We start from the raw sequence: 6,006 nt of genomic DNA, 5'->3' as shown, positions 1-6,006 counted from the left end.
CTCGGCCGGCGCGGCGGACAGCGCCAGGGCCAGCAGCGCCAGCCCGGGAGCCAGCGCGCGGTACCACGTGATCGACATCGATTTCAATCCCACGAAAGACCCGCTCATTCAGGCGCCCGCGGCGGCGTGGGCCAGGCGGCGGCGGGCCACCAGGCGCGACAGCACGATGCTCAACTCGTACAGCAGGGTCAGCGGCACCATCATCATCAGCGTCACCGTGATCACGTCGCCCGGCGTGAGCACCGAGGCGACCACGGTGATGGCGGCGATGGCGTGCCGCCGCTTGGAGGCCAGGAACTCCGGAGTCACCAGCCCCATGGCCGACAGGATCAGGATGACCACCGGCAGCTCGAAGACGATGCCGAACGCCAGCAGGAGCCGCGTGACCATCGCCATATAGGGGCCCACGACGATGTTTTGTTCCAGGAACCGCGTCTGGAACCCCATCGTGAACTCCAGCGTCACCGGCAGCACGATGCGGTAGGCCATGTACACGCCGCCCAGGAACAGGACCACGCCCAGGTACAGCGACGGCACGATCACCCGCTTCTCCGACGGCAGCAGCGCCGGGGCCAGGAACGCCCACACCTGGTAGATGACGACGGGCGAGGCCAGCACCAGCCCCGTGGTGATCGCCAGCTTGAGCGTGACGAAGAACGGGTCCGTGGGGCTCAGGTACTTGAGCTTTTCGCCATGGAGGAACGGCTCGATGGGCTGGATGAGCAGCATCATCACCCCCAGCCGGTCCACCAGCACGAACCCCGCGATGGAGCAGGCGATCACCGCCAGCAGGCTCCACAGGATGCGCCAGCGCAGCTCCTCGAGATGGTCTAGGAACGGCATTTCGCCGGGCCGGCTGCTCTGGAAGATTCCCATCGTTCCCTGAAAGAAAACCAGAAGCGGGCGCGGCCCTCCGCGCCCGCCGTGCTCGTCAGTTCCCCGCCTGCCCCGCGCCCTCGTCCTCGTCGTCGGCCCCCAGGCCGGGGAGCTCGAACTCCGGCTGCACCTTGCGGTACTCGCGCCGCGTCTGCTTGTCGCGCAGGTCGCGGAACTCCAGGAGGAACTCTTCCGGGTCCTGGAAGTTGCGGTAGACGGACGCAAAGCGCACGTAGGCGATGTGGTCGCGGCGCTTCAGCCGGTCCATCACCATCTCGCCGATCTCCTGGCTCCCCGCCTCGCCGCTTTCGCGCCGGTCCAGCTCGCGCTCGATCTCCTCTACGATGCGGTCGATCTCGGCCGGGGTCACCGGGCGCTTGGCGGTGGCGATCTGCAGGCTGGTCAGCAGCTTGCGCCGGTCGAAGGGCTCGCGCTCGCCGTCGCGCTTCAGCACCTGCAGGGGCCGCTCCTCGATGTACTCGTACGTCGTAAAGCGGCGCTCGCACTTCAGGCACTCGCGGCGGCGCCGCACGGCGCGGCCCTCGCGCACGCTGCGCGAATCGACCACGCGGTCGTCGGTGTGGTGGCAGAACGGGCAGCGCACGGCCTAGAACCCCGCCGGGGCGCCCGGGTTCACCGGAGCGGCCTGGATCACCGGGTCCCCAGCCGCTGAAGCTCCGTCCGCGCCTCGGCCGCCTCGGGGCTGCGGGGGAACCGCTGCACCACCTGGTTCAGCCGGGTGCGGGCCTGCGTGCGGTTGCCGCGTCCCAATTCCAGCCGCCCGATGCGCAGCAGCGCCGCGGGCGCGCGGCCGGAGGTGGCGTACTCGCTCAGGACGCGCTCGTAGGCGGTGATGGCGGCCGGCACGTCGCGCCCCTGCTCGTAGCTCTGCCCGATGTTGTACTGGGCATCGGGCGCCAGCCGGTGCTCGGGGGCCGCGCGCAGGAACTCCTCGAAGCCGCCCCGCGCCGTGGCGACCGACCCGCGCCGGAGCGCCGCGAGCGCCGCGTCGAACAGTTCCTGCGGGTCCGCCGCCTCGTCCTCTTCCCGATCGTTGGCGTCCGCGCGCTGGGCGGCGGCCGAGGCGCGGCGCGCCTCTTCGGCGGCCACGTCCACCTGGCGGCGCAGCTCGCCCAGCTGCGCCTGGTTCTGCCCGCTCAATTCCTGGATCTGCACCAGCTGCCGGTCGATGCTCACCAGCCGGTTGGCGACGTCGCCGCGCAGCCGGACGTTCTGGTCGCTGAGGCTGTCGAGCATGGCCTCGGTGCGCGCAATCAGCACGGCCACCATGGAGTCCTGCCGGGCCTGCTGCGTGGCCATTCCCAGCTGCAGGTCGCGGATGTCCTGCTTGGTGGCGATGCAGCCGGCCAGCAGGGGAAGGGCGAGCGCCGCCAGCGCCGCGCCCCTCACCGCAGCTCCTCGGGCACCACGCGCACCTCGCCGGATGCAATGGCGAACTCCACGCGCCGGTTGCGCGCGAACGCCTCTTCGCCCTCGCCCTCGGCCAGCGGGCGCTCCTTGCCCAGGCTGACGGTGGTGAAGCGGTCGGCGTTCACGCCGTAGTTGGCCAGGTACGCGCGCACCGCCTCGGCGCGGCGCTGGCCCAGCGCCAGGTTGTACTCGGTGCTGCCGCGCTGGTCGGCGTGGCCTTCCACGCGCAGGCGGACGCCGGGGTTGGCCTGCAGCACGGCCGCCTTCAGCTGCAGGATCTCCGCCGCGGTGGGGGTGATCTCGTTGCTGTCGTACTCGAAGAACACGATCTCGGTGAGCACCTCGCGGGCCCCCGCGGTTTCGCGCGCCAGGCGCTCGCGTTCCGTCCGCTCGCGCTCGGCGCGGTCGCGCTCGGCGGCCTCGCGCTCGTTGGCGATGCGGATGGAGTCCGCGCGCGCGCGGTCGGCGGCGCTCTCGGTCGTGGCGTCCGGGGTGGGCGCGGTGGTGACGACCGGGCGCTTCTTGCACGCGCCCAGGGCCATCATGGGGACGAGGGCGATGACCACGGCGTGGCGAAGGTTCATTCGGTTTCTCCTGGCGTTTGGTGCGGTGCTGCGTGTGATGGTTCCCCCTCCCCCGGGTTCCCCCTCCCCCGGCCCCCTCCCCCGCAAACTGCGCGGGAGAGGGGGGATCTTCAATTGGGGGGCGACTGGATACTTCGCATGTCCCCGGGAGCCCCCTCTCCCCGGCCTCCTTCCCCCGCTGCGCAGGGGAGGGGGAGACCTGAAGCGCGCTTCGGCTGAGACTGGCGCATGCCGCAGCCGCCCCCCCTCTCCCGGCCTCTCCCCCATAAACCCCATGGGGGAGAGGAGAATTCGATTGCACTCCGGCTGGCCCCGCGCACTCTACTGGCGCCCTTCCCCCGCGCAGTTTGCGGGGGAAGGGCTGGGGATGGGGGGCGCCCGCCCGAGCGCCGGACCTGCCTACCTACGCCTCGACCCCGAAGTGTACACCCTCTCCCGCTTGCGGGAGAGGGTCGCACGCGTGTCAGCGCGGCGGCGTGAGGGCCCCACGGCAGCCGAGGCCTCGGCGACGGTGACCGCTGCCGCGCCCAGCCGAGTACGTGCCCGCGGCTAGATCCTTCGGCCCGCGACGTTGGTGCTGCGAGCCAATTCAGTGCGCCTGGGCCTCAGGATGACAGACTACCGCGCTGTCCCCAGCCGCGTCAGCGTTCCCGACCAGTCGGGGAGGCCAAAGCCGCGGCCGCCGACCAGCTTGCGGATGGTGCCCGTCACCGTGTCGAGCACGAACAATCCGCCACCCTCACGGTCCGGCGAGGCGAACACCAGGTGCCGCCCGTCCGGCGCCCAACTGGGATCCTCGTTCGTGGAGCGGTCGGTCAGCACGCGCGGACGTCCTCCATCCGCGCTCACCGCCACGATCTGCATCACCCCGTTCACCCGCGTGTGATAGGCGATCACCGGCCCCACCGGCGACCAGTCGGGCGAGGTGCTGTAGGCGCGGCGTCCGTAGGTGTAGTCCGACACCAGCCGCGGCTCGCCCCCGAGCGTCATCACGTAGATCTGCGGCTCGCCCAGGCGGTCGCTGACGAAGGCGACGCGACGCCCGTCCGGCGACCAGGTGGGTGACAGGTTGTCGTACCCGCGGCCGCGCGTGTGCTGCTGCAGCCCGCCGGCCCCGCCGATCGTGGCGATCTCGGTGTTTCCCGCCACCGTCGTCGCGAACGCCACGGTGCGCCCGTCCGGCGCGTACGAGGGCGTGATGTTGATCCCCGCGCGGTCCGAGAGCAGGCGGTCCGCCCCCGTGGACAGATCGCGCTCGTACAGCAGCGGCGCGTCGGCGCGAAAGCTGGTGTAGGCGATGCGCCCGCCGTCCGGCGACCACGCGGGCGAAAGCGCGATGGAGCCGTCGCTGGTGATGCGCGTCAGGTTCTCGCCGTCGCTGTCGACCGCGTAGATCTCCTTGCTGCCGCGCCCCTGCGTGACGAAGGCGATGCGCGACGCGGCCATCCCCGGCTCGCCGGTGGCCCAGCGCACCACCTGGTCGGCCGCGGCGTGGGCAGCCATCCGGAAGCCGCGCGCGTCCGGCGACGGGATGGGGAACGTGCCCTCGCCCTTCTTCTGCCCGTAGACCGCGTCGTACAGCGTCAGCGTCAGGCTGGAGCCTCCAGAGCGCGGAGCCACGCTTCCCGCCAGCACCCAGTCGGCGCCCCGCTCGCTCCACAGGTCCAGGTTCACCGGCTCGCCCGCGCGGGCACCGGTAGCCTCGCGCACCTGGAAGCGGTCGCTGAACTGCAGGTCACGCTGCACGATGGCGCGCACCGCCTCGCCCCCCGCCCCGCCGAAGGGCAGGACCACGAAGCCGGACGCCGCCTGCGTTTCGTACGTCGTGCGAAGCTGCACCACCACGGAGTCCTGCGCCCGCGCCGGCGCGAACGCCAGCGCGGCCGCGGCCAGGGCCAGGAGCAGGCGGGTGGATGTTGGAACCACGGTCATTGCGACATCTGGGGAGTGATCTCGACGCACACGGGAAGCTCTTCGACGCTGAACGCGGCGGGGAGCGCCCCGAACGCCTTGCGGTTGCCGGCCTGCTCCGCCGCCTCCATCAGCGCCAGGCGAAAGGCCGCGCCGCCACGCACCCGCTCGGCGGTGATCTCGGCGACCGAGCCGTCGCGGAGGATGCGGAAGCACACGTTGCCGCTGCCGCCCGACGCCGACTCAGGAGCGCGGAAGAAGCGCCGAACCTGGCGGACGATGTTTGTGCAGTACCCCGCCGTGGGACAGCGCACGCCACGGCTGCTGATGGTCAGCCCCTCGCCGCCGGGGCTGTTCGCGTCCGCGTTGCGCCCCGTCGCCGGCCCCGTGCGCGTGCCCTCGCCCCGCGAGCGGTTCGCATCGTTCCCCGTTCCGCTCTGCCCCGAGCCCGGGCGCGTCGCCGGTGGCCGATTCGGTGTCGACGGCGTGGTCCGGGGCGTCGACGGAGCCGTCCTGGGCGGCGTCGGGTTGGGCCGCGGCGGCGTGGGACGCGGGGGCGTCGGGCGCTCGGGTGTCTTTCTAGGCTCGGGAGCCTTCTCAGGTTCCTTCGGCGCGCTCTTTTCCGGAACCGGCGGCGCGGCCTCAGGCTCCGGCGCCGGCGGGTCCGGCGTCGGCTCGGCCTCGGCGGGCGGAGCAGGATCCGGGGCGGCGGGGCCGGGCTCCTGGTTCGACATCGCCTCCGGCAGCGGCTCGCCCGCGACGTTGGGCAGCTCCGAGACGATGTCCACCGCGTAGACCTTCACCTTCGGCGGCGTGGGCGCGGCACCGGTGAACGCCATGAGGACGACGGCCAGCCCGTGCAGCGCCAGCGACGCCAGCACGGGCGCGCTCATGCGGCCTCCCTCGCGGCGCCTGGCCATGGCTACGGCTGCCCCGGCTCGGGCTCGGCGATCAGACCCACGGACGCGACGTCGGCGGCCTTCATCAACCCCAGCACCCGGATCACCTTGCCGTACGGCACGCCATCGTCCGCGCGCAGGTACACGCTGCTGGCGCCTTTTTCCTTCACCATCGCGGGAAACTGCCGCTCGAACTCGTCCAGCCGCACGGCCGCCTCGCCGATGAACACCTGGCCGGCCTGGTCGACCGTCACCGTCAGCCCCTCGTTGGAGGGGACCGACTGGGTGCGCGCCTTGGGCATGGT

The 6,006-nt window shown here is 72.0% G+C and carries 7 protein-coding genes; all 7 read right to left on the bottom strand.

Annotated elements, in window-relative coordinates; translation table 11 throughout:
* Nucleotides 1-108: 108 nt before the first annotated feature.
* Nucleotides 109-876 (bottom strand): twin-arginine translocase subunit TatC, encoded by a 768-nt coding sequence (gene tatC, locus VIB55_RS10795; RefSeq protein WP_331876669.1) that lies wholly within the window; start codon nt 874-876, stop codon nt 109-111.
* Nucleotides 877-931: 55 nt separating this feature from the next.
* The gene (gene nrdR / locus VIB55_RS10790; protein ID WP_331073718.1) at nt 932-1,480 is read right to left on the bottom strand and encodes a transcriptional regulator NrdR; all 549 of its coding nucleotides are present in this window, start codon (nt 1,478-1,480) and stop codon (nt 932-934) included.
* Between the two features lie 47 nt (nt 1,481-1,527).
* Nucleotides 1,528-2,286, bottom strand: coding sequence for a tol-pal system protein YbgF (gene ybgF, locus VIB55_RS10785; RefSeq protein ID WP_331876668.1), 759 nt, complete (start codon nt 2,284-2,286; stop codon nt 1,528-1,530).
* Entirely contained in the window at nt 2,283-2,891 is a 609-nt protein-coding gene (gene pal, locus VIB55_RS10780) for a peptidoglycan-associated lipoprotein Pal (protein ID WP_331876667.1), read from the bottom strand. The genes ybgF and pal overlap by 4 nt, the downstream gene beginning before the upstream one ends.
* 618 nt (nt 2,892-3,509) lie before the next feature.
* Complete coding sequence (locus tag VIB55_RS10775) at nt 3,510-4,823, bottom strand: hypothetical protein (protein WP_331876666.1); 1,314 nt, start codon at nt 4,821-4,823, stop codon at nt 3,510-3,512.
* Nucleotides 4,820-5,695 (bottom strand): hypothetical protein, encoded by an 876-nt coding sequence (locus VIB55_RS10770; RefSeq protein ID WP_331876665.1) that lies wholly within the window; start codon nt 5,693-5,695, stop codon nt 4,820-4,822. The genes VIB55_RS10775 and VIB55_RS10770 overlap by 4 nt, the downstream gene beginning before the upstream one ends.
* A 29-nt stretch (nt 5,696-5,724) precedes the next feature.
* Nucleotides 5,725-6,006, bottom strand: a 282-nt coding sequence (locus tag VIB55_RS10765; RefSeq protein ID WP_331876664.1) for an ExbD/TolR family protein, incomplete at its 5' end; no start/stop codon positions are given.

This window comes from Longimicrobium sp., from assembly GCF_036554565.1.
Lineage (GTDB): Bacteria > Gemmatimonadota > Gemmatimonadetes > Longimicrobiales > Longimicrobiaceae > Longimicrobium.
Note: the sequence above shows the minus strand (reverse complement) of the source record. Positions and strands in the feature narration are given on the sequence as shown.

Excerpts from the sequence above, each read along its gene's own strand:
- tatC (WP_331876669.1), bottom strand. The coding sequence starts at position 876 with ATGGGAATCTTCCAGAGCAGCCGGCCCGGCGAAATGCCGTTCCTAGAC.
- pal (WP_331876667.1), bottom strand. The coding sequence starts at position 2,891 with ATGAACCTTCGCCACGCCGTGGTCATCGCCCTCGTCCCCATGATGGCC.
- VIB55_RS10775 (WP_331876666.1), bottom strand. The coding sequence starts at position 4,823 with ATGACCGTGGTTCCAACATCCACCCGCCTGCTCCTGGCCCTGGCCGCG.
- VIB55_RS10770 (WP_331876665.1), bottom strand. The coding sequence starts at position 5,695 with ATGAGCGCGCCCGTGCTGGCGTCGCTGGCGCTGCACGGGCTGGCCGTC.